Below are 24,280 nucleotides of genomic sequence, written 5' to 3' on the forward strand. Positions count from 1 at the left end.
GTCACTGTGACACGCACCACAGACTTCTGTCGACAGTCCTGCAAAAGTTGTTCCTTCACTGTGCGTTTGTGACGTGCTTGACCCCCCTAAGGGGGCGTGCTCTACTGAAAAAGTGCTGCAGAGTCCTCCGTCGGCGCCGTCGCCGCGCTCCTCGGACTCGCCCGCCCCGGGGGCGAGCGAAGTCTTCCAGCTGCTGCGCGACGGCCGCCCGAGGACCCGGGCGGAGCTCGCCCAGCTGACCGGGCTGGCCCGCTCCACCGTGGCGTCCCGCGTGGACACGCTCATGTCCCTGGGGCTCGTCGCACCCTACGGCGGGGCCGCCTCCACCGGGGGGCGCCCGCCCTCGCTCTTCGCCCTGAACCCGGGTGCCCGGGTGGTGGTCGGCGCGGACGTCGGGGCGACGCACGCCCGGGCGATCCTCGCGGACCTCTCCGGCCGGGAGCTCGCCGAGGAGCGCCAGGCGCTCGCGATCGGCGAAGGCCCCGGCGCGGTCCTGGGCTGGCTCGTGCGCACGGTGGCCGCGCTGCTCGAGCGCGCGGACCGCCCCGCCGCGGACCTCGCCGCCATCGGCATCGGGCTGCCCGGTCCCGTGGAGCACGAGACGGGCCGGCCGATCAACCCGCCCATCATGCCGGGGTGGGACCGTGTCGACGTCCCGGCCCTCGTACAGGCCCACTACGACGTGCCCGTGCTGGTGGACAACGACGTCAACATCATGGCCCTGGGCGAGCGCAGCTTCTTCTGGCCCGGGACCACCGAGCTGATGTTCGTCAAGGTGGCCACGGGCATCGGCGCGGGGATCATCTCCGGCGGCGCGCTCCAGCGCGGCGCCCAGGGCACCGCGGGGGACCTCGGCCACGTCCGGGTGCCGCGCGGCGACGAGCTGCTCTGCCGCTGCGGCAACACCGGCTGCCTCGAGGCGCTCGCCGGCGCGCCCGCCCTCGTGCGGACGCTCAACGAGCACACCGCCGGCACGCTGTCCACCAGCCAGGACGTGATCGACCTCGTCCGCTCCGGGGACCCGCTCGCCGTGCAGGTGATCCGCCAGGCGGGGCGGGACATCGGGGACGTCCTGGCCACCTGCGTGAACCTCATCAACCCCTCCGTGATCGTGATCGGCGGCAGCCTCGCCCAGGCCGGGGAGCACCTGCTGGCAGGCATCCGGGAGGTCGTCTACCGGCGGTCCCTGCCCCTGGCCACGGAGCACCTGAGGGTGGCCCCGTCGGTCGCCGGGGAGCGCGCCGGCGTCATGGGGGCGGCGGTGCTGGCCATCGACCACGTCCTGTCCCCGGAGTCCATCGAGGCCGCGTGCGCGGCCCTGAGCGCGGGCTGAGCCCGTTCGCCGCAGCACCGGGCGTCCCCGCCGGGATCCTGTGCGGGCCGCACCACGGACCGCAGCACGGACCGCGGCACGGACCGGTGCGGAGACGGCCGTCCGCCACCCTTGACAGGGCGGGAAGTTCCCGTCCGCAACGAGTTCCTCCGGTCCCGGGTCCTGACGGCCTTCTGCGGGGGAGACTGGGGCAATGGGCACGGACACGGACACGGGACGAACGACCAGGTCGGACCCCCGCCGGGACCGGACGGGGGCCGTGGACGCGGACCTGGCCCGGCGGCTGAGCGACCTGGCCCGCACCCTGCAGGGCGAGACCGACGTCCAGGGCACCCTCGAGGCCATGGTCCGCGCCGCGGTGGAGCTCATCCCCGGGGTGGTGGAGGCCTCGATCTCGGTCGCCCGGCGGCACCGCGGCATCGAGTCCCGGGCCGCCTCGGGCGCGCTCCCCCGCCGGGTGGACCGGTTGCAGCAGGACACCGGGGAGGGACCCTGCATGGACGCGGCCTACGAGGAGCGGATCGTCCACGTCCCTGACTTCCGCCACGAGGACCGGTGGACCCGGTTCGCCCCGGCCGCCCTGGAGGCGGGAGCGACGTCGATGCTCGCGTTCCAGCTCTACACCGACGGCGACGTCCTCGGGGCGCTCAACGTCTACGGCGCCGACTTCGCCGCGTTCACCGACGAGTCCGAGGAGATCGGCCTGCTGGTGGCGGCCCACGCCGCGGTGGCCTTCGCCGACGCCCAGCAGGTCGGCCACCTCCACGAGGCCCTGGCCACGCGGGACCTCATCGGTCAGGCGAAGGGCGTGCTCATGGAGCGGTTCAAGATCACGCCCCAGCAGGCCTTCGTCCTCCTCACGACCGCCAGCTCCCAGACGAACACCAAGCTCCGGGACGTCGCCGAGCGGCTGACCACCACCGGCGTCCTCACCGGCGAGCGCCCCGAGGAGTCAACCGGTCCGGGGGGCCCCTGACCGGTGCGGCCCGGTCGCCCCACCGTGCCGCCCCGCGTTGAGCCGTGCGGCCTGCAGCACGAGGTGGTCGCGCTCGGGGAGGCTGGGCGCCGACCGGGCGGCCGCGGCGTAGAACCGCGCCGCGGTCACGGGGTCGCCGTCGCGCTCGTGGAGGTACGCCGCTGCGGCGGCGCGGTCAGGAACGGGCGGAGCTCGAGCCACTCGTGGATCGGCCTCCCGCCCGCCCCCGGGGCCGCGGACAGCTCGGCGGCCAGCTCGAGCGCTCGGTCGTTGGATTCGACGTCGATCACCATCCAGCCGGAGATCAGGTCCTTGGTCTCGGGGAACGGGCCGTCGGTGACGGGCAGCCGCCCCTCGCCGCCGTAGCGGACGAACGTGCCCTCCGGGGACAGCGCCTGCGCGTCGACGAACTCGCCGGTGCCCTCGAGCCGGGCGGCGAAGTCCGACATGTGCTGCAGGTGGGCCGGTCAGCGGGTGAACTCACCACAGGCCTGCAGCAGTGCCAGGGCTGAGGCGGTGGTGGTGTCCGTGATCCGCCCGGAGCACAGGTGCTGGAGCAGCTGCTGTTCATCGGCCCACTCCACCCCGGCGATGCCGGCCGGCTCCAGCGCCTCGCCGTACTCGGCATCGGTCCGGCGCGCCACTGCGAGCAGCACGTCGATCCGCTCTTCTCTGCGCTGATCGGCGTACAGGATTCCCAGCGGAGCGATCACTGCCGCGGACATGCCCTGCCCGAACTCCTCCTCCAACAGCAGCGCGGCCCCGGCGCGCAGTTCGTCGGGGTCGACCACTGGGCCCTGCGGGAAGATCAGCGCCTGCCCGCCCGGGTCCAGCTCGGCCTGGACCAGCCCGTAGCGGGTCCGGGCCCCGGAGCCATCGTGCACCCGTGGAATCACGACGATCGAACGCTGGGCTGGTACGGGGTGCAGAACCGCTGGTCGGTCCGGAGCGACGTCAGTCATCAAGCTGTCCTCATGTCGGGGAACGCATCGGCACCTGCGGCCTCGAAACACGCAGGCGATGCGCACGAACAGCCTACGATCGACTGCTCAACGCAGCCCGGGAGGAGCACGGGCGGGACCTCGACAGGCCCCGCTTCTCGGGGAGTTGGGACCATGTCCTCAGCGGCACCGATCCTGTGCGCACGTTCCACGGATGAGGGACTGTCCCTGTTCCGGTGGACGGCATCTTGCTTGTTCGTGGTCTGTGCGCCCAGGTCCCAGGGTGGTTCCGCTCCGTGAGCCAGGTCACTAAGGTGGGAAGCACGGCTCAGCACAGGAGGTTCTCCATGACCACCCCGAACAACGACGACGCCCCGGACCTCGACGACGTCCTCGAGCCCGAGGGCGACGCCCTGCCCGACCCCATCCACCAGGGCCACGCCGGGATGCCCGAGCATCTCGACGACGAGGCACTGGCCGCAGCCACCGAACAGGAGCGGGTGGCCGCCGGGCTGACCGACTACGCGCCCGGGCAGGTCCCACCGGCCACCGACCCGCTGCCGGAAGACTCCTCCGAAGCAGCCGACCGCGCCCAGCGGGGTCTGCTCGAGGAGGATGGGACCGCCTGACGGGCCGTCCCACCGAAGTACGCTGTCCCATCCCTGCAAGGAGAACGACATGGCCGAGCGAGGCAACACCAAGCACAGTGCGGAACTGGACGACCAGATGAAGCACGAGGTCGCCGGCGAGGTGGCCGGCATCCAACCCGACCACGTGGAGGAGCACCGCCAGACCGAGCCCTGGGTCGACGACACCGACGACCCGGAGGTGCGCTCCGCGGTGGAGGAGCGCGAACGCGCTCCCCGTCCCGACAACCAGCAGTAGCGCCCTCGGGCGGGTCGGATCGGTTCGGTGACGACGAAGAGTTCTCCCGCCGGGCACGACATCCGACCCACCCTTCGGGGCGGCTCCCCGACACGACGTCGGTCAACTTCGGAGCCGGGCTGAAGGGACCCGTCGACCGAGAGAAGGGAGCACCCGTGCGACTCGGGAACAAGGTCGGTGCCGCCGCGGACAAGGCCGCCGGTGCCGCCAAGGACAAGATCGGCGCCGCCACCGACAAACCCGATCTGCAGGCCGAAGGTCGGGCACAGAACGCCGTGGGCCATGCCAGGCAAAGCGGCCAGGACGTCGAGGACACCGCGCGCGAGATCGTGGACGACGAGTGATCAGCTCCGCCCCATCCTGGGCGGAAACCATGTCCTTCCGCCGAGGTCCGGCGGAACAGGTGTGCCGTCCGCTCCGCAGTGGACCCGGGCTCAGAGGATCGGCTTGCCGCCGGTGACGGCGACCCGCGAGCCGGAGATGTAGCTGCCGTCGTCCGAGGCCAGCAGGACGTAGACGGGCGCGAGCTCGGCGGGCTGGCCGGCACGGCCCAGGGGGACGTCGTCGCCGAAGGCCCCCACCTTCTCCGCGGGCATGGTCGCCGGGATCAGCGGCGTCCAGATCGGGCCCGGGGCCACGCTGTTGACCCGGATGCCCTTCTCGCCCAGCATCTGCGCGAGCCCGGCGGAGAAGTTCGCGATCGCCGCCTTGGTGGCCGCGTAGGGCGCCAGCTGCGGGGACGGCTGGTCGGACTGGACCGAGGAGCTGCCGATGATCGCCGAGCCCGGTGCCATGTGCGGCACGGCGGCCTTGGTGAGGTGGAACATGGCGCCGATGTTGAGCCGGAACGTGTAGTCCCACTCCTCGTCGCTGATCTCGTCGAGGCTGTCGCGGCTCATCTGGTAGGCGGCATTGGAGACGAGCACGTCGATCCGGCCGAACTCCTGCACGGCCCTGTCGACGACGGCCCGGCAGTGGGCCGGGTCCGAGAGGTCTCCGCGGACCAGGACGGCCCGGCGCCCGGCCTCCTCGATCCAGCGGGCGGTGTCCTGGGCGTCGTCGTCCTCCTCGAGGTAGGCGATCAGGACGTCGGCGCCCTCGCGGGCGTAGGCGATCGCGGCGGCACGGCCGATGCCGCTGTCCCCGCCGGTGATGATGGCTGCCTTTCCCGCGAGCTTGCCGGAGCCGCGGTAGCTGTGCTCGCCGCAGTCCGGGACGGGGGTCATCGCGGCCTGGACGCCGGGGACCTCCTGCTGCTGCTCTGGCTGGCTCATGGCGTGGTCCTTCCGTGGTCGAGGGTTCCGGACGGTGCAGGCGCTGCTCACCGAACTCCCCGATGATCAGCACACTGTTCAGTTTAGGTGCTCGGAGCGGGGTTGTCGTGCTCCGTCCCGTGCCCGGACCACCATCCAGGGAGTGGGCGCCCGCCCGGGATCCCGGAGCCGAAACGGCAGTAAGCTGATCACAAGAGGAGTCGTGAGGATATGGCACTCTCTTTGCTGACGGAGTCGGCAGCGGCCGTTGTGCCAGCCTGACCATCCCTGCCGAACGGCGCCCCATGTCCTCCGATGACACTTCCGGTGAGCTGCCCACCGCGTCCACCCCCCCCTGACCCGCAGGACACTGTCCACCCAGGACGCCACCACCGCGGTGCACCACCTGGTCCGCGCCGCCCAGCAGATGATTCCCACCGCAGTCGGGGCCGGGGTCTCACTGCTGGACGAGGACGGCACCGGCAGCACCATCGCCTCCACCGGCACGGCCGTGGAGGCCGCCGACGCCCTGCAGCACCGGCTCGGGATGGGCCCGTCCCGGAGCGCGTGGATCACCGGGCGGGTCCAGCGCATCGACGACACCGCAGCCGACCCCCGATGGGGGCCGTGGCAAGCGGGCGCGGCCACGACCGGGATCCGCTCGGTGCTCAGCGTCCCGCTGCCCTGTCTCGACCGTCGCCCGGGGGCGCTGACGGTCTACGCCACCACCCCGGACGCCTTCGGGGACGCCGAGGGGCGACTGCTGGGCCTGCTGGCCGATGCGGCGGCCACCGTGCTGAGGACGGCCCAGGATCCCGACACCCCGGTGCACCGGAGCGCCACGGGCATGGACGCCCCGGACCCTGACCAGCTCATCGGATTCGCCGCCGGTGTGCTGATGGATCGCGACCGGCTGAGCCCCGAGACGGCCCGGGCGGCACTGCTGGAGGCAGCGGGCATCCAGGGGCGCGACCTGGCCGAGATCGCCACCGCCGTGGTCGACGCCGCGACGGGTCACGAGCAGGCCGGCGGGCTACAGGCCACGATGACCGCAGCCTTCATCAACCGGCAGGATCTGTGGCTGCACCACTTCAGCCTCGGTGGGAACGTCAAGGAGTTCGAGATCGACGCCTACGTACACCATGCCCTGCTGCTGCCCCAGCTCCAACGGGACCTGTTGGCCCATGCGGCCAATGAGATCCTGGCTCAGGCCGCGCCACCGCGAGCCCCCTACACCTCCGAGGCATTGGCCGGTCTGATCTGTTCGACCGCGACCGGTGGACAGGACAGGGGGACGTTGCCGGCCAGTGGCTGATCCTGCCCCTGCGGCAGGGCAGTAGTCTGATCCTCGAGAGGGAGTCGGTGGGACGAGGCGCTTCTTCGCTGACGGACTCGGCAGCGGCCATCGTGCCGGCCCGACCGCGCCGGCCGAACGGCGCACCACGTGTCTCCAGAACCTGCACCCAGTGGGCCGAGCACCGTCGTCGCCCAGCTGGGCGGCATGCTCCCGGGTCAAGGTCGACACCAGCGCCGCGGTGGCCCAGGCAGCCCAGCAGATGGTCCCGGGCACGACCGGAGCCGGGCTCTCCCCGCTCGACGCGGACGGCACCCGGATCTCCACCGCGTCCACCGCCAAGGCCTGCACCCGGAGCCCCCCGGTACTCATCACATGCAGACGAAGGAGACGACCATGACCCAGCACGGAACGAGCGACAGACCCGAGGTGGGACTCCAGGAGCTGCTGCTGGTCTCCGAGGACATCAGCGGTTTCCTCGACGCCTTCACCACCACTCTCGCCCAGGCCCTGTCCACCGACGACGAGGAGGTGTGGTGCGCGGTGACGCTGCTGCGCCCCAGGCGCTCCGTCACCGTGGCCTCCTCCAGCCCCCGGGCCGAGGCCCTGGACGAGATCCAGTACCACTACGGTGACGGCCCCTGCCTGACCGCAGCCCGGGAGCACCGGGTGGTCCACCTCCGGGACACCCGCAGCGATGGCCGGTGGTCGGCCTACGGGCAGACCGCGGCCGCCAACGGGGTCTCCTCGGTCCTGGGGGTACCCTTCGATCTCGGCGGGGAGGCTTCGGCGGGACTGAACGTCTACGCCGATGTCCCCGATGCCTTCGATCAAGCGGTCCGTCAGGTCGTGGAGCGCCAGGTGGCCGAGGCCTCCACCATCCTGCGGCTGGCCGTGCGCCTGGCCCGGCACCGCGACGCCGAGGCCGATCTGCGGACCGCGATGGAGTCCCGGACCACCATCGACCTGGCCGTGGGAATCGTCATGGCCCAGAACCGCTGCAGCCAGGAAAAAGCGTTCGAGATCCTGCGGGCGGCCTCCAGCAACCGCAACGTCAAGCTGCGCGATCTGGCCGCCGGGCTCGTCGGGACGGTCGGCAAGGGCCCCGCCACCACCCACTTCGAGGCCTGACGTGGGCTCTCGTGGCGCCGGCACCCCGACCCGCGGGAGCGGACGGGGTACTCTCTGCAGCACGCGGAACGCCTGAGTTGACGGTACACATTCAACGGAACCCTGGCCCACCTGCAACGACGCGAGTACCGTGGGAAGTGGTCAAGAAGATGGCCATGAGACAGATTGCATGCGACGAAGGATGCTCTCATGGACCACAAGCTCTCCGTGCTCGTCCAGATCGACCTGGACGGCGCCTACGTGCGCCTGATCGTCACCGGGTGTTTGACCGAGGCCAACCAGCATGTCCTGTATCCGCTGGTGCGCCGTGCCCGGGCGCTGATGCCCCCGGTGACCGTCAGTGTTGATCTCGCCACCGCCGGCCACGTGGAGCCGAACGCGGTGGACCTGTTGCGCTGGGCGATCGACCACGACGAGACCTTGGACGGGGTCAGCCCGGTCGAACTGCTGATCCCCAACGGTATGCCGGCCCACGGGCCTACCCCGCTCCCGCCCTGCACCGCCCGCAGACCCCAGGGCGGGACGGCCCGGAGCGCCCGGCCTCAGCTCATCTGATGCCCCGTTCATTCAATAAGCAGGCTTCCCTTTCGGGGGCCGGATCACTAGCGTGGAGAACAGAGCCGGAGATCACGGGTGCGGAGTGCCGCGCCGCTACCGGCCACAGCAGTCGATGACGGAGGTCAGCATGTTCTTGCACCAGCAGAAGCTCCAGTACAAGTCCACCCCGGAGGCCCCGGACGCGGTCTACGCGCGCAAGCTCCAGGAGGTGATCGGCGGCCAGTACGGGGAGATCACCGTGGCCATGCAGTACAGCTTCCAGGCCTGGAACGCCCACATCCCGGGCAAGTACCGGGACCTGCTCTTCGGCACCGCCGCCGAGGAGTTCGGCCACATCGAGATGCTGGCCACGATGGTCGCCCAGTTGCTGGAGAAGGCCCCGCTGGGCATCACCGAGGACGCCGTTCAGTCCGACCCGGCGGTCGCGGCGGTGATCGGCGGCACCGACCTGCAGCACGCGATCGTGGCCGGGGCCGGCGCGCGGCCGGTGGACTCGATGGGCAACCCCTGGTCCGGGTCCTACGTCACCGCCTCGGGGAACCTGCTGGCGGACATGACCGCCAACGTCAACGCCGAGATGCAGGGCCGCACCCAGGTGGCCAGGCTCTACCACATGACCGACGACAAGGGCATCCGGGACATGCTCTCGTTCCTGCTGGCGCGGGACACCATGCACCAGAACCAGTGGATGGCCGCGGTCAAGGAGCTGCAGGCCGACGGGCTGGAGCAGATGCCGGTGCCCTCGAACTTCCCGCAGGCCAAGGAGGCCACCGAGTTCTCCTACGACTACTACAACTTCTCCGACGGTGCCGCCGCCGCGGAGGGCTCGTGGGCCTCCGGGCCGACGCCGGACGGCAACGGGCAGTTCGGCTACCAGGACCAGCCCATGGCGGGGGTGCCGATGCCGCCTCCCACCCACCCCGACGCCCGGTTCTACGGCACCACCGAACAGCCCAACATCATGGAGAAGGCCGCCGGCACCATCCAGGACAAGCTCAAGAAGGAATAGCCGCCGGCCGCCCACCGCACGGCCCTGAACCACCTCGAGGAGAGGAGCGATCATGACCACCCCCGCCGCCCGCCCCGGCGACCGCACGACCCGCCGCTCACCCGTCCGCACGGCGGCCCTGCTCTACGGGGTCGTCTTCCTGCTCGTGGGCGCGGCCGGATTCATCCCGGGCCTCACCACGAACTACGACCAGCTCATGGTCGCCGGCCACGAGTCCGAGGCCATGCTCATGGGCCTGTTCCAGGTCTCGATCCTGCACAACCTCGTCCACCTGCTCTACGGCATCGCCGGCATCGCCCTGGCCCGGACCGTCTCGGGGGCGCGGAACTACCTGCGCTGGGGTGGGGCCGTGTACCTGCTGCTGTGGCTCTACGGCCTGCTCATCGACAAGGAGTCCACCGCCAATTTCGTGCCGCTGAACTCCGCCGACGACTGGCTGCACCTGCTCCTGGGCCTGACCATGGTCGGACTGTCCTTCCTGGACCGCAACACCCACGACCGGACCGCCGACAGGACCCGCACCTGAGCCCCACTGACGGACACCATTCGCGCCCATGAACTAACGAGAAGCGGCTTCCCACCACGGGCGGGGAGCCGCTTCTCACCGGTCCGGCAACCGAGCCCCACACCCCTGGGCCCAGGCACGTTGTCAGGAGAAGATGCACTCGACGTCGGTGCCCTGCCCATCTGCGGGGAGGACAACCGGCTCAATGGCGTGGTGACCGACCGCGACATCGTCCTCAAGTGCCTGGCCACCGGCGGAGACCCCCGCACCGTGACCGCCGGGCGCTGGCTGAGGGCAAGCCGGTGACCATACCCATGCTGCTGGTGCCGATCGGCGGACGACCGTCCCGGTTCCATCAGCTCCCTCGCCCGCGGTGGATCAGCGTCCTGATCACTGCAACGGCCGCTCCAGCGCTCAACACCCAGGGGCCTCCCACGATGATCGGGTCCAGCCATTGGTGGGAGAGATCAGCGCGGTGGGTCCCGATCCGTGAAGACAAGCCGTGCCGGACGGGCTCGGCCAGCACTCCGGCGTCGGTGACCGGGTTGTCCGGGCTCAAGGTGACCCATGAGGTGCAGTGGCTCTGCCAGGCGTCGACGCGGTCGGCGGCGAGGAGGACGAGCCAGTGCGCCGCCCGTGCCTCGCTGTAGCGCTGGTAGGCGTGCCGGCGCAGTGCACCGGGCAGGCCCTTCGACGGGCACGCGGTGCCGAAGACGGGGGTCAGGTGTGCGTGCTCGATCGACCGTTCGCGCGGCCGGTTCTCGGGCTGCGCCTCCGGGTACTCCCAATGCGCTCCTGTGCCCGCCGGATCGTAACGCAACTTCGGCACCGAGGGGCGGTCGGCCGGGTCCAGGTCCGCGCCCCAACCGGGGATGCGCGCCCGCAGCGCCTCGCGCGAGACGGTGCGCCGGGCCTCACCAGCGATGTACGGGGTGTGCTCAGGTGTGCTCGCCATGGTCTCGGTTCCCCTCCTTGGCCGTCTCACCCGGTGCCGGGGACGACAAGTGTCTTGATGCAGCCGTCGAGCTTGGACGAGAACATGTGGTAACCCTCGGCGATGTGCTCCAGGGGGATCCGGTGGGTGACGATGTCTCTGGGGGTGAGGTAGCCGTTGCGGATGTGCTCGAACAGCCGCGGCCACTGGCGCTTCACCGGGCACTGGTTCATCCGCAGGGTCAGGCCCTTGTTGAGGGCGTCGCCGAACTTCACGGCACTGAACATCGGCCCGTAGGCCCCCATCACCGAGATCGTCCCGCCCTTGCGCACGGAGTCGATGGCCCAGTTCAGCGCGATCGGCGACCCGCCCTGCAGCTTGAGCTTGGCCGCGCTCACGTGCTGGGTGAAGTTGCCGTCCGCCTCGGCGCCGACCGCCTCGATGACGACGTCCGCACCCAGGTAGTCGGTGGTTCTTTTCAGCTCCACCACGAGGTCGTCGTGCTCGGCGAAGTTGAACGTCTCGGCGTGGGCGAACCGACGGGCCTTCTCGAGCCGATACTCCAGGTGGTCGACCACGATCACCCGTCCTGCACCCATCAGCCACGCCGACTTCGCGGCGTACAGCCCGACCGGGCCCGCCCCCAGCACGACGACGGTGTCGCCTTCGACGATGTCCCCGAGCTGGGCACCGAAGTAGCCGGTGGCCACGGCGTCGGTGAGCAGCACCGCGTCCTCCTCGTCCATCCATTGGGGGATGATCGAGGGCCCGACGTCGGCGAAGGGCACCCGCACGTACTCGGCCTGACCTCCGTCGTAGCCCCCGCAGGTGTGCGAGTAGCCGTAGATCCCACCTACCGCCGTGGCGTTGGGGTTGACGTTGTGGCAGTTGGAGTACAGGCCCCGGGCGCAGAACCAGCAGGACCCGCAGTACACGTTGAACGGCACCATGACCCGGTCCCCCGGCTTCAGGTGCTCCACGGAGGGGCCGACCTCGTGGACCACCCCGACGAACTCGTGGCCGAAGGTCATCCCGACCCGGGTGTCCGGCATCATCCCGTGGTACAGGTGCAGGTCCGACCCGCAGATCGCCGCGAGCGTAACCCGCACAATCGCGTCGTTGGGGTGCTCGATCCGCGGGATGTCCTTCTCCTCCACCCGGATCCTGTACGGCCCCCGATAGACCATCGCTCGCATCCGCGCCACCTCGGCTCGTCGACCTGGTTCATCAGTGGACTTCCGATGCACGACAGCGTCCCACCGCGCCCCGTCGGGGTCAACCCCTGAATTCCGGCAGGACGGCGCCCCTCTTCGATCCAGTAAGACCTGGTCTCATAACACGGTCGCCTGGTGCAGTCGGCGGAGGCTGATGAGGGTCACGGCGAGCAGGAGCAACGGCAGCAGCATGGCTGCGGTGCGGTCGTAGCGCAGCCCGAGACGCTTGAAGCGCAACACCCAGGAGATGGTGCGCTCCACGACCCAGCGGTGCCGGCCCAGGTGGGTCTTGGCCTCGATCCCGCGCCGGGCGAGCCGACCTTGATGCCCCGCCGGCGCAGGTAGCGGCGGCGCCTCGGGTAGTCGTAGCCCTTGACCGCCTGCAACTTCTCCGGCCGGCGGCGAGGTCGCCCTGGACGACCGCGGCGACCGCGCACCGCCGGGTTGGTCTCCAGCAGCGGCTCGAAGAGTTTGCTGTCGTGGACGTTGGCTGCTGAGACCAGCACGTGCAACGGCAGGTCGTTCCGGTCGGTGAGCAGGTGGTACTTCGCCCTCGGTTCCCCGCGGTCGGTGGGGTTGGGGCCGGTCAGCTCGCCCCCCCTTTTTGGCCCGCACCGAGACCGCGTCGATGCTGGTCCGCGACCAGTCGAGGAGCTCCTGCTCGGAGAGCTCCTCGAGCACGGCGCGGTGCAGCTTCTCCCACACCCCGGCTTCCTGCCCGTGGTGCAGCCGCCAGGCGGTGTGCCCGGATCCGCACCCAGAGCCGGGGGCAGGTCCCGCCACCGGCACCCGGTGTGGAGCACGAACAGGATCCCCTCCAGGGCCGCCCTGTCCTCGATCCTGGGTCTGCCACCGGGGCCTCGGGGCGGTGGCTGGGGAAGGATCAGCGGGGCGATCAGCTCCCACAGACGGTCATCGACCATTCACGACTGCGTCCTCGTCGTCCTGCAGGCACTGTGAACCGCTCCCCGGCGGGTGGCAACGACAGATCAGGTTCTGAGACCAGGTCTTAGCCGCCCGGCCGGATCAGTGGTGCCCTCCAAGAGCGTGCCCATCCCCGCAGTCGTGCCCGCCGAGGCCCGGCGTCCACCCCGGGACAGCACCGTGACCCGCGGGAGGACGCGAGAGCGGCGCGCACGATCGGTGCGGGGTTCGTCTCGGGCTGCCACGGCTCGCGTCCCGGAGGAACAGCGGAAGGACGACCCGTCGCATAGTAAGCCTGCTGGTGATCTGTGCGCGGATCGGCTATTCTGGAGCTCCGGTCCAGCAACAGGCCGCGACCCCCTTCGCGCCGAAAGCTACTGTTGTGACCCACAAGCTCTCCGTGACCGTCCAGGTCGATCTGGACGGTCAAGCCGTCCGGGTTCTCGCCACCGGGTGCCTGACGGCAGCCAGCCAGCGGGCCCTGCACCCGCTGATCCGCCGGGCGCGGACGCTGACCCCCGGCATCCACGTCACCGTGGACTGCACCGGAGCCCATCACGTGGAGCCCGCCGGGGTGGAGCTGTTGCGCGCGGCCACCGACCACGACGCGGGCGCGGAGATGCTGCGCCCGGTCGAGTTCCTGTTCCCCGATCCTGTCTCGGGTGCCCTCGGTGAACTGACGTCGCCGAGGTACCACCAGGTGGTGTCCGCTCATGCCGCCCCCTGAGGTCATCAGCTCTGCCGGGCTGGCCGAGATCGCCGAGGTGCTGCTCGGGCTGGGTCGGCGGATGCGCACCGGCACCCACGGGTCGGTGCCGGTGGCGGTGGCCCGGGTCGGCGCCCACCACGTCCGCGGCGCCCGGGGGGCCAGCGTGACCCACCACGGGCACTTCCGCACCCTGGCCGCCACGGCCCCGGTGGCCCAGAACGCCGACGCTCTCCAGCGCGAGCTCGGTGCAGGACCCGGGGAGGACGTCTACCGCTGCGGGGACCTGGCGGAGCAGTGCCGCTGGCCGGTGCTGGGCGCCCGGTTGCACCAGCGGCTGGGACTGGCGAGCCTGATGAGCTTCCGGCTGCACCTGGTCGGGGAGCCGGAGACGGTCGCGGCCCTGCACCTCTACTCCGACGCCCCGAAGGCCTTCGGCGACGACGCCCTGACCACCGGGGGCCTGCTGGCCGCCCACGGGGCCTTGGCCGTGTCGGCCCAGCTGCACCGCCGGCGAGCCCAGCACCTGGATCGCGCCCTCGCCCCGGCCCGAGAGATCGGCACCGCGGTGGGCGTGCTGATGGCCCGCTACGGGATTCCCCGTCCGAAGGCCCTGGAGATGTTGCGCGCCACCGCCCAGGACTCCCACCGGCCCGTGGCCGAGATCGCCGCCGAAGTCACCGACGCCGAGATCCAGCGTCTCCCTCCCATGCCCACCGCCACCCCGGGCCGTCCCCCGGCGGTCCCGGGGGCGACCCCATGACCCCCGGCAGGACAAGCGCCGTCGGTGAGATCGGTGCCTGTCGAGACGCCGACAGCCCCCCAAGGGCAGGGTTGCCGTCCCGCTCCCGGCCCCAGCGGGTGCAAACCGTGCAAAGCCCTGGTCAGAGGCGGTTCTACCTCTCCAGTCTGAGGGGGAGGTCCAGCAGCCGGCCACGAACATCCTTGTGGCAAGGAGCTGCTCCCATGAACAGTGAATCGTTGGTGCCGGCCGGCATCGGCCCGCACAACATCACCACCTCGGTGGGGCCGGGCGCATGAATCTGCTCACGACGGCTCGCGCGGACGGATCAGCCCGTCCTTTGCCGGCCCCGGTACCGCAGGGCCTGGAGACCTCGAGCACCGATCCGGCCGGCCCGCACCCGGTGACCCTGGACCGGGCCCGGGAACTGGCCGGCGAACTCGACATCCGTCAAGACTTCCTGGCCGCGCGGCACGGCCGCAACCGGCCAGAAGAAGACCAGCGCCCGACCGGCGCCCGGCTGCGTACTGAGGAGAAGCGATGAGCCATGATCTGCCGTCCGCTGTGGATGCCCTGGTCGTCGGTGGTGGTGTCGCCGGCCTGTCTGCGGCGACCTGGCTGGGCCGGTACCAGCGCTCCACCCTGGTGATCGATGCCGGGCAGCACCGCAGCCGCTTCACCGACCACACCCACGGCCTGCTGGGCCGGGACCCCATCAGCCCGCACACGTTGCTGGCCCAGGCCCGCGCCGGACTGGACCAGTACCCCCACGTAATCCTCCACGACGGAACGGTGGCCGCCCTGGAGCGCACCGAGGACGGCCAGTTCCTGGCCACCGTCGACAGCAAGGAGATCACTGCCCAGCGAGTCGTACTGGCCACCGGGGTGCGGGACCAGTTCCCGCGCATTGCCGGCTTCGAGGACCACTACGGCACGGATGTCTACCACTGCCCGGCCTGCGACGGATTCGACGCCCGGGGCCAGGCGGTGATCGCGCTGGGCACGGGTAGCCACATGCCCGCCTATGCCTCGGAGATGTTGGATTGGACCGACACCGTGCGGGTCGTCACCGACACCACCGACCGCGCCTTCACCGAGGACCAGCGCGCGTCTCTGCACGAGCACGGGATCGAGGTCGTGGACGGCGTGGCCGAAGCCCTGCTCGGGGCGCCGGGGGCGTTGGAGGGCCTCCGGCTGGCCGACGGGAGCCTGGTGGAGGGCACCACGGTGTTCTTCTCCTACGCCCACCACCCCACCAACAGCCTCGCCGCCTGTCTGGGGTGCGAACTCGACGACGAGGGCCACGTCGTCGTCAACGTGTGCCAGCACAGCAGTGTTGAAGGGGTCTATGCGGCCGGGGACATCACCCCGGGCCTGCAGCTCGTGCCCATTGCCATGGCCCAGGGCGTAGCGGCCGGAGTCGCCTGCGCCACCTCCCTGCGTGGTCACGGCACCACCGACCAGGCGCCCGATCCGGCACCACCCACCCACCGGTTCACCACAGAATGATCACCGGCAGTCACCAGTGGAGCGACCCACAGCGCTGAGGCCGGCCGCAGTCAGTCCCGACGCAAGGAGTCCGGGACGATGGGGGTCACTTCACTGCCTCGGTTCCGACTTGTCGTGTCCGGTTGGCTGCATGAGTTCCCAGTCCTGGGAAGCGTCCCTCAGGCGGACCTCCCCCGCGTGGCGCTGGAGGCCGCCCAGACCGCCCCACCGCGGGAGAACGGCGGCAACCAGGACATCAAGGACCTCGCCCGGAGCAGCCGGGTGTTCTACCCGGTGTTCGTCGACGGAGCGAACCTCTCGGCCGGGGACCTGCACTTCTGTCAGGGCGACGGGGCCATCACCTTCTGCGGAGCGATCGAGATGGGCGGTTGCCTGGAGCTGCCCCTCGACCGCCTCCCCGGACGCATGGCCACCTACCGGGTGCGGGAGAACGCGATCCTCCTGCCCGGGAACGAAGCCCCCGATCCGAGGAACGGATCTCCTTCTCCGGCATCTCGGTCACCGTCGACGATCACCAGACATACCTGGACCCCTACCTGGCCTACCAGCGGGCGTGCCTGCACGCCATCGACTGCCTCAGCACCTTCGGCTACTCCCCCGTGGTGGCCTACCTGCTGTTGAGGGCCGCACCCGTCGAGGGACATCTCTCCAGCCTCGTCGCCATCCTCAACGCGAGCGCGACCGTCTGTCTCCCGACCGCGATCTTCGACTTCGGGATCACATCGACCCCGGCCGGGCCCCGCCAGGTCGTATCCACCCTCGGTGTTCCCCGCGCCGACGCGTCAGTCCTGCCAGCGGACGAAGTGCCGCGAGCCGTGCCCAAGAACAGACGCGCCCTGCTGCCCACCGTTCGCCGACTGGCCGGCCGCACGGCCCGCCCCCTCGGCGCCGCCTTCGGCAAGCTGCCGCGCCGGACCACCCGCCGGAGTCGACGAATCCGAAGCTCTGCCGCCCGGCAAGGATCCCCGCCACGAGCCGCACGAGAGCCAGAACCATCCCCGCGGAGAAACGACCAGGCGCACCGAAGGGAACTCGGATCTCCTCCTCCGCGTCGGTTCGGTGGTCTCGTTCCTCGGCTGCGGGTCGACGGGAGATCAGGCGCTGTGGGACTTCGTGGAGGGGTCCTCTCCTCGGCGCACCACCGGCAGGTGCTCGATCCGGTGGGCGAGGTTACCGAGGTGGGTGCTGACCGAGCGCAAGACCGGCGCCCCGCGCCCGGGGCCGCGCAGGACCGCGGCGTCCACCAGGTCCCGGACCCGGTCGAGCACCGACAGCGGCACGGCCGCCACGGCGTTGCCCGGTGGCCTGCGGGCCACCACCGGATGAGCCCTGGTGGGCGCGGTCCGCCGGACCACCTCCCACGCCAGGCCCAGTCCGCGCAGCCGGGTCCGGCCCAGTTTCTCCTGCAACCGCGGGAGCAGCACGTCTTCCTCGTCGCGCACGTCTTCCCGCAGCACGTCGATCAACCGGGCCAGCACCGGCTTCCGCGCCGGATCGGCCTCCACCAAGGTCTCCAGGGCGGTGACGAGCTCGTTGACCTCCTGGTGCTCGCGCTCCACTTCCAGGGTCAGCTCGTGCCCGTCCGGCAGGACCCGGCGCATCACCGGCCACAGCACGGCCTCCTCGGCGAAGGCGTGCGGGAAGACCAGCCGGTAGATCCGCAGCAGCACCTGCCCTTGGGCCGCCCCGGTGGTGTCCTCGAGGTCCTCCAGCAGGTTCTCCAGCTTCACGTGGTCCCGTCTCTGCCGGGTCAGTACGCTCAACCGCCCGCCGAGCTCGTCGACCTTCTGTTCGGCAATGGATCGCATCATGATGTCCTCTCGAAAAGCCACCGGCCCGGAGTCCGGTGAACGCACAGTGCGGTGCCCGCGAACGACGCCGGGGCAGCACGCCCTCCCCGGCCGGTCTTTTCCGTGTCATAGTAAGCCTGCTGAGTCAGAAATCACCGCCGGGTCGCCAGCGGCTGTCCGTGGAACGAGTGAGTTGAGAAGCGTGCAGTGTGCGCCAGCAGAGGTGGCAGGGGTGAGGCGTTGAGAGCGAGCTTGTGATTCTGGCCGGCCGTGGCCGCGGCTGCGTCGCTGGTGGTCACGATGCTGCAGGTGGTGGCGACCTCGATCATGACTGCCACGACCTTGACCTTCTCCCTGACCGTGGTGGCCCTTCAGCCGGCTTCCCAACAGTTCTCCCCGAGATTGCTGAGGGAGTTCGCCCGGGACACCAAGACCCAGGGGGTGCCGGCCACTCTGTTCTCCACCTTCGTTATCTCGTTGACCGGGTTGCGTGGAATGCGGCCCTGGGGCTGCGCCGGCTAACCGACATCGCGGTGAAAGCGATCTCCCCGGGGATCAACAACCCGATCACCGCCGCGCACGCGATCGGTTGCTGCACCGACCTCGTCGCCCAGCTGCAGCACCGCAACCTCGGTCCCCGCCAGCACCTCGACGACGCTTTCCGCGACCGGGCCGGGGAGACCCGCTCCGTCTGATCCGCTGGTGTTCGAGTGCCGGGACGGGGCAGGTCCGTCACGGGAACGTCTGAGGCCAGATTTCCTCTGGGATCAGTGAGGAAGAGCGGCCTGAGGCAGAGTGGCTCAGGGTGCTGGCACGCTCCAGGGTCTGCCGAACACGGTGTCCACCCCCGGGGAGAACAGCACCGACTCCGGCGGGCCCGCTGTCTCCAGACCGGCCTCACCCAGCAGCCCGTCCTCAGCCTGCCCTGTGCGCCGGACGCCGCCGCACGGCGGCGCAGTCACCGGCACCAGGTGTCCCGCCGCGCGTCGAGGAATCACAAGGAATCAGACGGAGAAGACCCTGGTGGGCCCGAGGAAGCGCGCCTAGCCTGAGAGCACGGGTCCAGCAGCCGGCCGCGCCTCCCCTTTCGTGGCCAGGGAGTCCTGCCGTGGATCGCCAACTGTCCGTTCTCGTCCGGGTCGACCCGGACCGACGACGCGTGCACCTGATCACCGCCGGGTGGCTGACGGAAACGAATCAACAGATTCTGTACCCGTTGATCCACCGCCTGCGGGCTCTCACCCCGGACACCGAGGTCCTCGTCGATCTCACCGCGGTCGATCACCTCGAGGACGCCGCCCTGGACCTGCTGTGCTGGGAGGTCGAGCACGAGGACACGACCTGCTCCGCCCACCCGGTACGTTTCGCCCTGGCCGAACCACCACCGCCCGACAGGCCCTTCCTGTCCCCGGGCTGCCGGGTTCACCGCACCGGATCCACCGCCTGGACACGACCGGCCGTCGCAACGACTCCCGCCACCGTGATCCACCGCCACAACGGACCCGCGCGACTCCTGCTCGTTGCCCGTTCAAAGCTAACCAGTGGCAAGACCATGACCACTCGAGCCGCCCGCCCCGGCGACCGCACGACCCGCCGCTCACCCGTCCGCACGGCGGCCCTGCTCTACGGGGTCGTCTTCCTGCTCGTGGGCGCGGCCGGATTCATCCCGGGCCTCACCACGAACTACGACCAGCTCATGGTCGCCGGCCACGAGTCCGAGGCCATGCTCATGGGCCTGTTCCAGGTCTCGATCCTGCACAACCTCGTCCACTTGCTCTACGGGGCCGCCGGCATCGCCCTGGCCCGGACCGTCTCGGGGGCGCGGAACTACCTGCGCTGGGGTGGGGCCGTGTACCTGCTGCTGTGGCTCTACGGCCTGCTCATCGACAAGGACTCAGGGGCCAACTTCGTACCGCTGAACACCGCCGACGACTGGCTGCACCTGCTCCTGGGCCTGACCATGGTCGGACTGTCCTTCCTGGACCGCAGGACCCGCACCTGAGGTCAGCCGCTGAGCATCGGACGTGTCCGTGCTCCGTGGGGAGCGGCCCTCCGCCGACGGCGGGGGCCGTTCCCCACAAGGCCCGGTGGCCGGGCTCCGTTCCCCGTCGTCACAGGGGTGTGGTCAGGAAAAGTGGTACTCGACCTCGGTGAAGTCGTCGGCGGCGAGGACGTAGAACACGCGCAGCACCCCAGGACCGGCATTCCGGGCGCCGTGCTCGCGGCCGCCCGGGATGAAGACGTTGGACCCGGGACGGATCGGGTGCTCGACGCCGTCGAGGGTGACCACGCCCTCCCCGGAGAGGACGTCGTAGGTCTCGGCCTGGTCGTGACGGTGCAGGGCGAGGAACCCGCCCTCGGGAAGCTCGGCCACCCCGCTGACCAGGGTGTCGGTGGGCGTCGCGCCGGCGGAGAACAGGATGCACCACATGAGGTGCCCTCGCTCGTCGTGCCAGCCGTCGACCGGGCGGTCGTCGTCCTGGAGCACCAGCGGGTGGTTCGCGGTGGTGGGGTCGGTAGCCATGGAGGCAGTACACACCCTGGTCCGCCCTCACCACCACTCGAGAAGTCCACCCTCAGCCGGCCGAGGCAGAGCCCGGGAGCGGCTCCGGCTCGTCGCCCATCGCCGGTGAGGCCGGCTCTGCCCGGGCGCCCTGCTCCGGGCGCGGCCCGTAGTAGCGGGTCAGCCAGCGGGACAGTCCGTCGAGGCCGGGGAAGAGGACACGCTCGGTCATGTTCGCCTGGTCGAGGTGGTCGCGGATCCGCCACTTCAGACCCGCCGGGATGACGACCTTCCGGTAGAGCTCGGGGTGCTCGCCCAGCCACTCGTGCAGGGAACCCGTGGCCGCGGACATGGCGGAGAACACCGCGGCCTGGTTCACGATCCGCTCGTCCAGCGACGGAGGCTCGAAGAACAGCGGCACCGCCCGCCCGTGTGCGTCCCGGAACCGGTCGAAGTCGGCCATGGCGTACGCGACCCGTTCCAGCATGCCGGTGGTGAACAGACCCGCGGCGTGGGCGGTGATCTCGCGGCCCAACTCGTCGGGGAGGAGTTCGTGGACTGCCGCGTAGTCCACGCACCACACCGCTCCGGGCACCTCGTAGCAGCGCGGGTCCGCGGTGGCGAAGTGCAGCGCCACATAGGGAGAGTTCGACCAGTCCAGCAGTCTTGTGGGCAGCCCGTGGTGCTGGGCGACGGACAGCCAGTTCCAGTCCGAGTCCCCCGGGGAGGTGTCCCGGGCGGCGTACTTGCGGAAGTTCCGCAGGATGTGGGGCTCGATCTGCTCACTCGAGGCGCCCCGGAGCCGGAAGAGACTGGTGTTCAGGTCCCGGTCGGCCACTGCGTGGCCGCGGTAGACCACGTTGATCCGCAGGCTCCCGCCCGAGGGCTGCCAGTCGTTGTGGGTGAGGGTCGCGATCAGCCCGTACAGGTCGTCCTCGGCGATCTCGATGACCGGACCCGCACCCGCCGCCCCCGTCCCCACGCTCACCGCCGCCCCCTGACCCGTCCGGTGCCGGCGTCGACCGGCAGCGCGTCCTCGCTCGGGCGGCTCAGGCGCCGGTGCAGGGTAGTGCGGGAGTGCCCGGCGGTGCGCAGCCGGGAGCCCGCGTAGGAGACCCCGCCGCGCGCCCGGACGGCCACGGCCGCCCACACGCACACCGACCGCTCCAGCACCCACAGCGGAACCCACAGCACCGTGCTCCCCGGGTAGACCGCAGCCCCCCCGCCCCGGCGTCGGCCGAACTCGGCCACCCCGCACACGGCCAGGGCTCCGGCCGCCCACCGGCCCGGGCGCCGCACCGCCCAGCTCAGCAGGGGCAGCAGCGACAGCTCGACGAGCAGACGGGCAGGCTGGGCGAAGTCGTCGTAGGCCTGACGGACGCGCTGGCCGAGGAAGTGGGACACGGTGGGCGGCACCCGGCCCACCAGCACGTCCAGGGCCACGACCTCTCTCCCACCGGCCGCCCGCACGGTGCGCACGAGCTCGAGGTTCTCGAACAGGACGTCGCCGTCGTAGCCCCCCGCGTCCAGCAGGGCCGACCGGCGCACTCCCAGGGTGCCGGGCCAGTCCCCGCCCAGGGCCCGGTTGAGCAGGGTCCGCCCGGTGTCCCAGCGGGCCTGCCAGGGCAGCTGCAGGTAGTAGTTCTGCGGGCGGACCACCTCGGCCTCCCGCAGCAGCCCCACGATCCTCTCCAGGGTGCACCGGGTGTGGCGCACGTCGTCGTCGGCCACCACGATCCGTTCCTCGACCGCCCGGCGGACACCGGTCATCACCCCCGCTACCTTGCCGTTGGCTCCCTGCCACCGATCGGGGCGCACGTGCTCGACCGTCTCCGGCAGCGCCTCGCGGTGGACTGCGAAGAGCTTCTCGGCGGAGCCGTCGACGACGGTGACGGGCATCCACGTCACGACCTCGGCCAGGTAGCGGGCGAGATCGTCCAGACCGGTGTCGTCGGACCACTTCAGCGGCAGGACGTACCGGGCATCGGCCAAGAGGCCGGAAACAGGAGTGCTCCTGCGGAGGCGGCCCGGAGTCGCCTCAGCAGAGGCATCATCGCGGCGGGCGGCCTGGGCCGGCACGAGCAGGGTGTGGTCCACAGGAGCTTCCTCCATCGACAGCAGCGCACTGCGGGCCGGCTGCTCGACCACACCTCACCCTAACCACGAGCATCTCCGGCAGACCAGGCGTCATGCGGAAAATGGCTCCCGATCCCCATGGCACCTCGCGAAGATGCCGCACGACAGCGCCCCGTCCACGAGGTCGCGGGCCCGGTCGAGCACCGACGGCGGAACGGCCGCCCCCAGCGCGGGACCGCCGGACCGATCATCGACGGTGCGGACCCCGCCTGGAGATCGCCGGCATGCACCGCACCGGCACCAGGACCCCGCTGGTGTTCCTGCACGGGCAGCAGAACGGCGACCTGTCCTGTCTCGGACACCTGCCCCCGGCTTGCGAGGGGTCACGCTGCGGGAATCAGGACTGGTGGGCGTCGGCGGGCTTGGCGACCTGGTAGATGGCCCCGGTGGAGACGTCTTCCTCGAGGTCTTCGAGGGAGCGGTTCCGGGTCTCGGGGACCTGGGTGATGACGAAGATCAGGGCGACCACGCCGATGCCGGCGAAGAGGAAGAACGTGCCCGAGATGCCGACCGTGCCCACCAGGGTCGGGAAGTACAGAGCCAGGAAACCGTTCATGGTCCAGCCGAAGAAGACCGAGATGCCGATGCCCAGTCCGCGCATGTGCAGCGGGAAGATCTCTGCCAGCCACACCCAGACGGCGATGTTCAGGAACGTCTGCATCGAGAGCACGAAGGCGACCACGAGAATGAGGATCACGATCGGGCGGGCCGGGTTGCCTTCGGGGAGCAGATTGCCGGCGATCCCGATCAGCAGGTGGCAGGTCGTGGTGAGGCTCAGGCCGATGATGAAGGTCTTGCGCCGGTCGAGCCGGTCCATGTTGTACAGGGCGATGAGTCCGCCGATCACGGCCACGGCACCGAAGGCGATGTTGGCCAGCACGGCCTGCTGCGCTGTCATCCCGGACTCCTCCAGGATGCGGGTGCCGTAGTACATGACGGAGTTGATGCCGGTCAGCTGCTGGGTCATGGACACCCCGATGCCGATCAGGATGATCCGTAGCAGCCACTTGTTCGTCAGGACCGCTTTCAGCCCGACCTGGTGCGTCTTGACCTCCAGGGCGGCGATGCGCTCGATCTCCTGCAGCTCGGCCTTGGCCCGGTCGGCCGGGCGGACCGTCTCCAGCACCGCCAGAGCCTCGTCGTACCGGCCCTTCTCGGTGAGCCAGCGCGGGGACTCGGGCATGCGCAGCATCCCGATGAACAATCCGATCGCCGGCAGCGCGGAGACGGCGAACATGATCCGCCACACCCCGTCCACGACGTCGCCGAGCGTGACGGCGATGATGGCGTTCATGACGAAGGCGGCCAGCTGTCCGGTGACGATCGCCAGCTCGTTGCGTCCCGTGATCGATCCGCGGATCTCATAGGGAGCGAGCTCGGCCAGGTACACCGGCACCACCGTCGAGGCTCCACCGACGGCGAGGCCGATCATGATCCGGCCACAGACCAGGACCGTGAACCCGGTCAGGGAGAACGTTCCCTCCTCCGGAGGCGTCGGGGTGAAGACCACCAGCGCGGTGCCGAGGAAGAACAGCACGGCCAGCAGGATGATCGTCCGGCGCCTCCCCCAGGCATCCGAGACCCGGCCCCAGACCAGGGCGCCGACGGCGGCGGCGAAGATGAGCGAGCTGATCACCACGCCCAGCTGGATCAGACTCAGCCCCAGGTCCTGGGCCATCGGCCCCTCGGCGCCGTTCGTCACGCCGGTGTCGTAGCCGAACAGCAGCCCGCCCAGGCAGGCCACGACCGAGATCAGTCCGAGCCGCTTCCGATGCGGCCCCTGGGTCAACGGTGGAAGGGCGACTCGGTTGCCGTCTGCGGTGTTGTGAGACATGGGAACTCCTTGGGTGATGACCTCGTGAAGCACGGTCGAACCGTGTGCGGCACCGGTCGGATGGTGGGTTGTTCGTGCGGGTGGATCGGGGATTGGCCGAGAA

27 protein-coding genes and 4 pseudogenes are annotated in these 24,280 nt (G+C 70.5%); 19 read left to right on the forward strand and 12 right to left on the reverse strand.

The window, feature by feature from the left end; translation table 11 throughout:
• Window positions 1-112 precede the first annotated feature (112 nt).
• Both AC6CH6_RS10290 and AC6CH6_RS10295 read left to right on the forward strand, forming a co-directional pair.
• A complete protein-coding gene (locus AC6CH6_RS10290) occupies window positions 113-1,333 on the forward strand; it encodes an ROK family transcriptional regulator (RefSeq protein ID WP_498255063.1) in 1,221 nt (406 codons plus the stop codon).
• A 193-nt stretch (window positions 1,334-1,526) separates the two neighbouring features.
• Window positions 1,527-2,309, forward strand: coding sequence for a GAF and ANTAR domain-containing protein (locus AC6CH6_RS10295; protein WP_498255064.1), 783 nt, complete (start codon window positions 1,527-1,529; stop codon window positions 2,307-2,309).
• Between the two features lie 125 nt (window positions 2,310-2,434).
• Here AC6CH6_RS10295 and AC6CH6_RS10300 read toward each other — a convergent pair.
• Together AC6CH6_RS10300 and AC6CH6_RS10305 are read right to left on the reverse strand one after the other, a co-directional pair.
• Window positions 2,435-2,758: pseudogene (locus tag AC6CH6_RS10300) on the reverse strand (YciI family protein); the annotation flags it as partial.
• 18 nt (window positions 2,759-2,776) lie between these two features.
• The gene (locus AC6CH6_RS10305; RefSeq protein WP_498255065.1) at window positions 2,777-3,271 is read right to left on the reverse strand and encodes a hypothetical protein; all 495 of its coding nucleotides are present in this window, start codon (window positions 3,269-3,271) and stop codon (window positions 2,777-2,779) included.
• Between the two features lie 326 nt (window positions 3,272-3,597).
• Between AC6CH6_RS10305 and AC6CH6_RS10310 the strand changes: the two genes are divergently transcribed.
• The 3 genes from AC6CH6_RS10310 to AC6CH6_RS10320 all read left to right on the forward strand — a co-directional run bounded on the left by AC6CH6_RS10310 (window position 3,598) and on the right by AC6CH6_RS10320 (window position 4,479).
• A complete protein-coding gene (locus AC6CH6_RS10310) occupies window positions 3,598-3,879 on the forward strand; it encodes a hypothetical protein (RefSeq protein WP_498255066.1) in 282 nt (93 codons plus the stop codon).
• 49 nt (window positions 3,880-3,928) lie between these two features.
• A complete protein-coding gene (locus tag AC6CH6_RS10315; protein WP_498255067.1) occupies window positions 3,929-4,135 on the forward strand; it encodes a hypothetical protein in 207 nt (68 codons plus the stop codon).
• A gap of 155 nt (window positions 4,136-4,290) precedes the next feature.
• Window positions 4,291-4,479 (forward strand): CsbD family protein, encoded by a 189-nt coding sequence (locus AC6CH6_RS10320; protein WP_498255068.1) that lies wholly within the window; start codon window positions 4,291-4,293, stop codon window positions 4,477-4,479.
• 90 nt (window positions 4,480-4,569) lie between these two features.
• On the opposite strand, the gene AC6CH6_RS10325 is transcribed toward AC6CH6_RS10320, so the two are convergent.
• The gene (locus AC6CH6_RS10325) at window positions 4,570-5,409 is read right to left on the reverse strand and encodes an SDR family oxidoreductase (protein ID WP_498255069.1); all 840 of its coding nucleotides are present in this window, start codon (window positions 5,407-5,409) and stop codon (window positions 4,570-4,572) included.
• A gap of 349 nt (window positions 5,410-5,758) precedes the next feature.
• Here AC6CH6_RS10325 and AC6CH6_RS10330 point away from each other — a divergent pair, with 349 nt between their 5' ends.
• The 6 genes and pseudogenes from AC6CH6_RS10330 to AC6CH6_RS10355 all read left to right on the forward strand — a co-directional run.
• Window positions 5,759-6,703, forward strand: a complete 945-nt coding sequence (locus tag AC6CH6_RS10330; protein WP_498255191.1) for a GAF domain-containing protein — start codon at window positions 5,759-5,761, stop codon at window positions 6,701-6,703.
• A gap of 375 nt (window positions 6,704-7,078) precedes the next feature.
• The gene (locus AC6CH6_RS10335) at window positions 7,079-7,813 is read left to right on the forward strand and encodes a GAF and ANTAR domain-containing protein (RefSeq protein ID WP_498255070.1); all 735 of its coding nucleotides are present in this window, start codon (window positions 7,079-7,081) and stop codon (window positions 7,811-7,813) included.
• A gap of 189 nt (window positions 7,814-8,002) precedes the next feature.
• Window positions 8,003-8,368, forward strand: coding sequence for a hypothetical protein (locus tag AC6CH6_RS10340; RefSeq protein WP_498255071.1), 366 nt, complete (start codon window positions 8,003-8,005; stop codon window positions 8,366-8,368).
• A gap of 130 nt (window positions 8,369-8,498) precedes the next feature.
• Window positions 8,499-9,380 (forward strand): manganese catalase, encoded by an 882-nt coding sequence (locus AC6CH6_RS10345; RefSeq protein ID WP_368811399.1) that lies wholly within the window; start codon window positions 8,499-8,501, stop codon window positions 9,378-9,380.
• 52 nt (window positions 9,381-9,432) lie between these two features.
• Window positions 9,433-9,906 (forward strand): DUF4383 domain-containing protein, encoded by a 474-nt coding sequence (locus AC6CH6_RS10350; RefSeq protein ID WP_498255072.1) that lies wholly within the window; start codon window positions 9,433-9,435, stop codon window positions 9,904-9,906.
• Window positions 9,907-10,044: 138 nt separating this feature from the next.
• Window positions 10,045-10,196: pseudogene (locus AC6CH6_RS10355) on the forward strand (CBS domain-containing protein); the annotation flags it as partial.
• Window positions 10,197-10,240: 44 nt separating this feature from the next.
• Here the strand turns inward: AC6CH6_RS10355 and AC6CH6_RS10360 are convergent.
• From AC6CH6_RS10360 to AC6CH6_RS10370, 3 genes and pseudogenes are all read right to left on the reverse strand, one after another.
• On the reverse strand, window positions 10,241-10,840 hold the full coding sequence (locus AC6CH6_RS10360) for a hypothetical protein (protein WP_498255073.1): 600 nt from the start codon (window positions 10,838-10,840) through the stop codon (window positions 10,241-10,243).
• Between the two features lie 26 nt (window positions 10,841-10,866).
• Window positions 10,867-12,015, reverse strand: a complete 1,149-nt coding sequence (locus AC6CH6_RS10365; protein WP_498255074.1) for a zinc-dependent alcohol dehydrogenase — start codon at window positions 12,013-12,015, stop codon at window positions 10,867-10,869.
• 135 nt (window positions 12,016-12,150) lie between these two features.
• A pseudogene (locus AC6CH6_RS10370) lies at window positions 12,151-12,956 on the reverse strand (IS5 family transposase).
• 383 nt (window positions 12,957-13,339) lie between these two features.
• Between AC6CH6_RS10370 and AC6CH6_RS10375 the strand changes: the two are divergent.
• The 5 genes and pseudogenes from AC6CH6_RS10375 to AC6CH6_RS10395 all read left to right on the forward strand — a co-directional run.
• Complete coding sequence (locus AC6CH6_RS10375) at window positions 13,340-13,684, forward strand: hypothetical protein (RefSeq protein WP_498255075.1); 345 nt, start codon at window positions 13,340-13,342, stop codon at window positions 13,682-13,684.
• Window positions 13,671-14,426 (forward strand): GAF and ANTAR domain-containing protein, encoded by a 756-nt coding sequence (locus AC6CH6_RS10380; protein ID WP_498255076.1) that lies wholly within the window; start codon window positions 13,671-13,673, stop codon window positions 14,424-14,426. Before AC6CH6_RS10375 ends, AC6CH6_RS10380 begins: the two co-directional genes overlap by 14 nt.
• Window positions 14,427-14,700: 274 nt before the next feature.
• On the forward strand, window positions 14,701-14,949 hold the full coding sequence (locus tag AC6CH6_RS10385; protein WP_498255077.1) for a hypothetical protein: 249 nt from the start codon (window positions 14,701-14,703) through the stop codon (window positions 14,947-14,949).
• Window positions 14,946-15,914 carry an NAD(P)/FAD-dependent oxidoreductase gene (locus AC6CH6_RS10390; RefSeq protein WP_498255078.1) on the forward strand — a complete coding sequence of 323 codons (969 nt, stop codon included), beginning with the start codon at window positions 14,946-14,948 and terminating at the stop codon, window positions 15,912-15,914. The genes AC6CH6_RS10385 and AC6CH6_RS10390 overlap by 4 nt, the downstream gene beginning before the upstream one ends.
• A gap of 141 nt (window positions 15,915-16,055) precedes the next feature.
• Window positions 16,056-16,690, forward strand: a pseudogene (locus AC6CH6_RS10395) (acetamidase/formamidase family protein); the annotation flags it as partial.
• A 318-nt stretch (window positions 16,691-17,008) separates the two neighbouring features.
• Here the strand turns inward: AC6CH6_RS10395 and AC6CH6_RS10400 are convergent.
• The gene (locus AC6CH6_RS10400) at window positions 17,009-17,725 is read right to left on the reverse strand and encodes a hemerythrin domain-containing protein (protein ID WP_498255079.1); all 717 of its coding nucleotides are present in this window, start codon (window positions 17,723-17,725) and stop codon (window positions 17,009-17,011) included.
• A 131-nt stretch (window positions 17,726-17,856) separates the two neighbouring features.
• Window positions 17,857-18,042 carry a hypothetical protein gene (locus AC6CH6_RS10405; protein ID WP_498255195.1) on the reverse strand — a complete coding sequence of 62 codons (186 nt, stop codon included), beginning with the start codon at window positions 18,040-18,042 and terminating at the stop codon, window positions 17,857-17,859.
• Here AC6CH6_RS10405 and AC6CH6_RS10410 point away from each other — a divergent pair.
• The 3 genes from AC6CH6_RS10410 to AC6CH6_RS10420 all read left to right on the forward strand — a co-directional run bounded on the left by AC6CH6_RS10410 (window position 18,032) and on the right by AC6CH6_RS10420 (window position 19,706).
• Complete coding sequence (locus tag AC6CH6_RS10410) at window positions 18,032-18,226, forward strand: DUF2254 family protein (protein ID WP_498255192.1); 195 nt, start codon at window positions 18,032-18,034, stop codon at window positions 18,224-18,226. The genes AC6CH6_RS10405 and AC6CH6_RS10410 overlap by 11 nt on opposite strands.
• A complete protein-coding gene (locus AC6CH6_RS10415; protein ID WP_498255193.1) occupies window positions 18,214-18,399 on the forward strand; it encodes a DUF2254 family protein in 186 nt (61 codons plus the stop codon). Before AC6CH6_RS10410 ends, AC6CH6_RS10415 begins: the two co-directional genes overlap by 13 nt.
• A gap of 857 nt (window positions 18,400-19,256) precedes the next feature.
• Window positions 19,257-19,706, forward strand: a complete 450-nt coding sequence (locus tag AC6CH6_RS10420; RefSeq protein WP_498255194.1) for a DUF4383 domain-containing protein — start codon at window positions 19,257-19,259, stop codon at window positions 19,704-19,706.
• A 123-nt stretch (window positions 19,707-19,829) separates the two neighbouring features.
• On the opposite strand, the gene AC6CH6_RS10425 is transcribed toward AC6CH6_RS10420, so the two are convergent.
• The 4 genes from AC6CH6_RS10425 to AC6CH6_RS10440 all read right to left on the reverse strand — a co-directional run bounded on the left by AC6CH6_RS10425 (window position 19,830) and on the right by AC6CH6_RS10440 (window position 24,177).
• The gene (locus AC6CH6_RS10425) at window positions 19,830-20,228 is read right to left on the reverse strand and encodes a cupin domain-containing protein (protein WP_498255080.1); all 399 of its coding nucleotides are present in this window, start codon (window positions 20,226-20,228) and stop codon (window positions 19,830-19,832) included.
• 52 nt (window positions 20,229-20,280) lie between these two features.
• Entirely contained in the window at window positions 20,281-21,195 is a 915-nt protein-coding gene (locus AC6CH6_RS10430) for an FRG domain-containing protein (protein WP_498255081.1), read from the reverse strand.
• Window positions 21,192-22,304, reverse strand: coding sequence for a glycosyltransferase family 2 protein (locus tag AC6CH6_RS10435; RefSeq protein WP_498255082.1), 1,113 nt, complete (start codon window positions 22,302-22,304; stop codon window positions 21,192-21,194). Before AC6CH6_RS10435 ends, AC6CH6_RS10430 begins: the two co-directional genes overlap by 4 nt.
• 376 nt (window positions 22,305-22,680) lie before the next feature.
• Window positions 22,681-24,177: a sugar porter family MFS transporter gene (locus tag AC6CH6_RS10440; RefSeq protein ID WP_498255083.1), complete on the reverse strand. Its 1,497-nt coding sequence runs from the start codon at window positions 24,175-24,177 to the stop codon at window positions 22,681-22,683.
• Between the last annotated feature and the right edge of the window lie 103 nt (window positions 24,178-24,280).

Source organism: Kocuria sp. GQ42, from assembly GCF_059758435.1.

What these genes read in the sequence shown, in the direction of transcription:
- AC6CH6_RS10360 (WP_498255073.1), bottom strand. Translation starts at nt 10,840, where the DNA reads ATGGCGAGCACACCTGAGCACACCCCGTACATCGCTGGTGAGGCCCGG.
- AC6CH6_RS10400 (WP_498255079.1), bottom strand. Translation starts at nt 17,725, where the DNA reads ATGATGCGATCCATTGCCGAACAGAAGGTCGACGAGCTCGGCGGGCGG.
- AC6CH6_RS10340 (WP_498255071.1), top strand. Translation starts at nt 8,003, where the DNA reads ATGGACCACAAGCTCTCCGTGCTCGTCCAGATCGACCTGGACGGCGCC.
- AC6CH6_RS10315 (WP_498255067.1), top strand. Translation starts at nt 3,929, where the DNA reads ATGGCCGAGCGAGGCAACACCAAGCACAGTGCGGAACTGGACGACCAG.
- AC6CH6_RS10335 (WP_498255070.1), top strand. Translation starts at nt 7,079, where the DNA reads ATGACCCAGCACGGAACGAGCGACAGACCCGAGGTGGGACTCCAGGAG.
- AC6CH6_RS10345 (WP_368811399.1), top strand. Translation starts at nt 8,499, where the DNA reads ATGTTCTTGCACCAGCAGAAGCTCCAGTACAAGTCCACCCCGGAGGCC.
- AC6CH6_RS10425 (WP_498255080.1), bottom strand. Translation starts at nt 20,228, where the DNA reads ATGGCTACCGACCCCACCACCGCGAACCACCCGCTGGTGCTCCAGGAC.
- AC6CH6_RS10350 (WP_498255072.1), top strand. Translation starts at nt 9,433, where the DNA reads ATGACCACCCCCGCCGCCCGCCCCGGCGACCGCACGACCCGCCGCTCA.
- AC6CH6_RS10305 (WP_498255065.1), bottom strand. Translation starts at nt 3,271, where the DNA reads ATGACTGACGTCGCTCCGGACCGACCAGCGGTTCTGCACCCCGTACCA.
- AC6CH6_RS10385 (WP_498255077.1), top strand. Translation starts at nt 14,701, where the DNA reads ATGAATCTGCTCACGACGGCTCGCGCGGACGGATCAGCCCGTCCTTTG.
- AC6CH6_RS10365 (WP_498255074.1), bottom strand. Translation starts at nt 12,015, where the DNA reads ATGCGAGCGATGGTCTATCGGGGGCCGTACAGGATCCGGGTGGAGGAG.
- AC6CH6_RS10380 (WP_498255076.1), top strand. Translation starts at nt 13,671, where the DNA reads ATGCCGCCCCCTGAGGTCATCAGCTCTGCCGGGCTGGCCGAGATCGCC.
- AC6CH6_RS10325 (WP_498255069.1), bottom strand. Translation starts at nt 5,409, where the DNA reads ATGAGCCAGCCAGAGCAGCAGCAGGAGGTCCCCGGCGTCCAGGCCGCG.
- AC6CH6_RS10310 (WP_498255066.1), top strand. Translation starts at nt 3,598, where the DNA reads ATGACCACCCCGAACAACGACGACGCCCCGGACCTCGACGACGTCCTC.
- AC6CH6_RS10420 (WP_498255194.1), top strand. Translation starts at nt 19,257, where the DNA reads ATGACCACTCGAGCCGCCCGCCCCGGCGACCGCACGACCCGCCGCTCA.
- AC6CH6_RS10390 (WP_498255078.1), top strand. Translation starts at nt 14,946, where the DNA reads ATGAGCCATGATCTGCCGTCCGCTGTGGATGCCCTGGTCGTCGGTGGT.
- AC6CH6_RS10295 (WP_498255064.1), top strand. Translation starts at nt 1,527, where the DNA reads ATGGGCACGGACACGGACACGGGACGAACGACCAGGTCGGACCCCCGC.
- AC6CH6_RS10440 (WP_498255083.1), bottom strand. Translation starts at nt 24,177, where the DNA reads ATGTCTCACAACACCGCAGACGGCAACCGAGTCGCCCTTCCACCGTTG.
- AC6CH6_RS10410 (WP_498255192.1), top strand. Translation starts at nt 18,032, where the DNA reads ATGACTGCCACGACCTTGACCTTCTCCCTGACCGTGGTGGCCCTTCAG.